2 protein-coding genes and 1 pseudogene are annotated in these 2300 nt (G+C 57.8%); 1 reads left to right on the top strand and 2 read right to left on the bottom strand.

All coding sequences use genetic code 11. From position 1 onward, the window contains the following. Positions 1–405 precede the first annotated feature (405 nt). Positions 406–975: pseudogene (locus AC5JJ6_RS10045) on the top strand (transposase); the annotation flags it as partial. Between the two features lie 31 nt (positions 976–1006). Here the strand turns inward: AC5JJ6_RS10045 and AC5JJ6_RS10040 are convergent. Continuing rightward, the gene (locus AC5JJ6_RS10040; RefSeq protein WP_496041905.1) at positions 1007–1300 is read right to left on the bottom strand and encodes a helix-turn-helix domain-containing protein; all 294 of its coding nucleotides are present in this window, start codon (positions 1298–1300) and stop codon (positions 1007–1009) included. Between the two features lie 285 nt (positions 1301–1585). Continuing rightward, positions 1586–2005, bottom strand: a complete 420-nt coding sequence (locus AC5JJ6_RS10035; protein ID WP_496041904.1) for a DUF8788 domain-containing protein — start codon at positions 2003–2005, stop codon at positions 1586–1588. Positions 2006–2300 lie beyond the last annotated feature (295 nt).

Below are 2300 nucleotides of genomic sequence, written 5' to 3'. Positions count from 1 at the left end.
TGGATTCGCTCCTTCGGACACCTTATCAATTGAGACTAATTTTCAAGCAAAATCAAGGGAAATGAGAAGAATTCAAGCTGCTCGCGAGAAATTCCAAAAAAGCATCAGTAATATGGCTAAGTGGATGAAAATCCCGTAAGATCGAGAGAAAAGATCGGGGCGAGATAAGGGGTGATGAGAAAAGGTGGTGAGAATGATTTATTGGCTTCCCCTTGGCTCCATGGTGTCACCCTCTCCTGAACATAGGGGTTCCCGCCACGCCGCGCCCCACTCGCCTTATTCTTCCGCACCAGACGCACCACATAGTCCAACGATGCAACAACCGGCAGGTGGTGTTCTTTAGCGAGAATGCCGGCAGGTCTTCCTGAGAGGGTTGGCTGAGGCGTTGCGGCTGAAGGATGCGCCCTCCACGCCTACGTACTCATGACGAACCATTTCCATCTCGTGATCACCGCCGGCGGGGCCGAATCGATCCCGCGTCTCATGCAGTCGCTTGGGCGGCGCTATGTCTCGCATGTCAACCGGGAGTACCGCCGCACGGGGACGCTGTGGGAGGGGCGTTACAAATCGACCATTCTCGACAGCGAGAGCTATGTGCTCGTCTGCCACCGCTACGTCGAATCCAACCCGGTCCGCGCTGATCTGGTCACCCGGCCCGAAGACTATCCCTGGTCGAGCTACCGGCACAACGCCCTGGGGACCAAAGACCCACTGCTTCGTGAGCACGCGACCTACACGGCACTCGGCGCCACCGTCGCCGCCCGCCGAGCCGCCTATCGCGAACTGTTCGGCCCCGGTCTGACCGACGAACAGGTGGAGACGATCCGCGACGCGACGCAAAGAGGCTGGGTGCCCGGCACCGACCGCTTTCGCCAGCAGGTCGAACGTGCCCTTGGCCGCCGGGTCGATCCTCCCAGGCGGGGCCGCCCGCCAAAGGCTCCCGCTGACGAAAGGCAGCCGCAAAAGGCGGAGTGACGGGGTTCCGCCGTTTCCGATACAGGATCGATCACGCCCGTACCAGAAGGTCCAGCGGTACGTGAAGCGCTGCAGCAAGGCGCGCCATCGCGTCGAAGCTCCCCGGCTTCTTGCCCGACTCGATTTCCGACAGGTACGACGGCGACACCCCGGCCACTTCCGCAAGTCCGCGCACCGTAAACGCCCGATGTTTGCGCAGCACCGTCACGGGATGTTCGCCATCAAGCAGGCGCTCGGCGACCGCGAAGGAGAACGTCTCGGTTTCACCTGCGGCCAAGCGCGCCTTCACCGCGTCGGCGTCCGCCAAGTCCTGCGCATAGCTCACCAAATCGGCACGGCTCAGCGTAACGCTGTCTGCCGTCTCGGCGACATGCCAGCCGCATTGGCGGATGCGACTCCGCCCATTCCCAAGAGCGCTTCCTGGAACCGCAGAGGAGCCAGAGTTTGGTCGCCCTGACCTTCGGACCCCGTTTTTAATTCCCAATCGTATATTCAAAAGTAACCCACGGTGCCGAAACCGGCACCGTGGGTCACCACTCAGGCCGCTACATCGATTGCGAATGCCGACGCGAAACGTCGAATATCACGTCTTCGCGTCGTTCGCACTCGATCAGGAGGCGACGTAGACGTAGGGATCGTAGGTGTAGGTCACGCCGTTCATCGTCAGGGACAGGCTGTACTGCGTCGTCACGCCGGCCGCGGCGCCCGAGTTGATTACGCAGGTTGCATAGGCCTGACCAGCCGGAGTCATGTTGGTGGTGGTAAGCTTCTGAAAGACCTGGTTACTTATCGCGTTGCCCGTCACGGCCGAGATCACCACGTTGGTGCCGGGATCGACCGGGTAGGGGGTCCAAACGAGCACGGAGCCGGTATTCACGGTCGTCTTCAGTTCGTTGGTCGCCTCGCCGGAGGACGTGCCGACATATCCGGTCGTGTCGATCATATACAGACCCGTCGTGATAAAGCCGTTGCTCGCCTGGGTGATCGCGGTTTCGACATCGATGACGACCGCGACATTGACTGTGGGCATGTATATACTTCCTTCTGATTGACAATAAACAGGGATTTTTCATACTAGCGCATGCTTCGTAAAGAGACTTCATCACGATAATTTCAATCCTGAAAGAATGGAAACTTGCCGTGCTGAAGAATTCATCTATCATGCGACTTCGAGGTTGTATTTTCAGTGTCGATTATTATCAACAACAAAATGGTTTCAGCTAAATTTCAAAGATGAAACTACATATTTCTTGCCTTAAATCAAAGGCAGAGAGACGGTGCCGACATCAACATCAACGCCAGAACGAAGATAAGGATCGGTGCCG

This window comes from Skermanella sp. (genome assembly GCF_059503625.1).
This window is presented reverse-complemented; position numbering and strand designations above follow the sequence as displayed.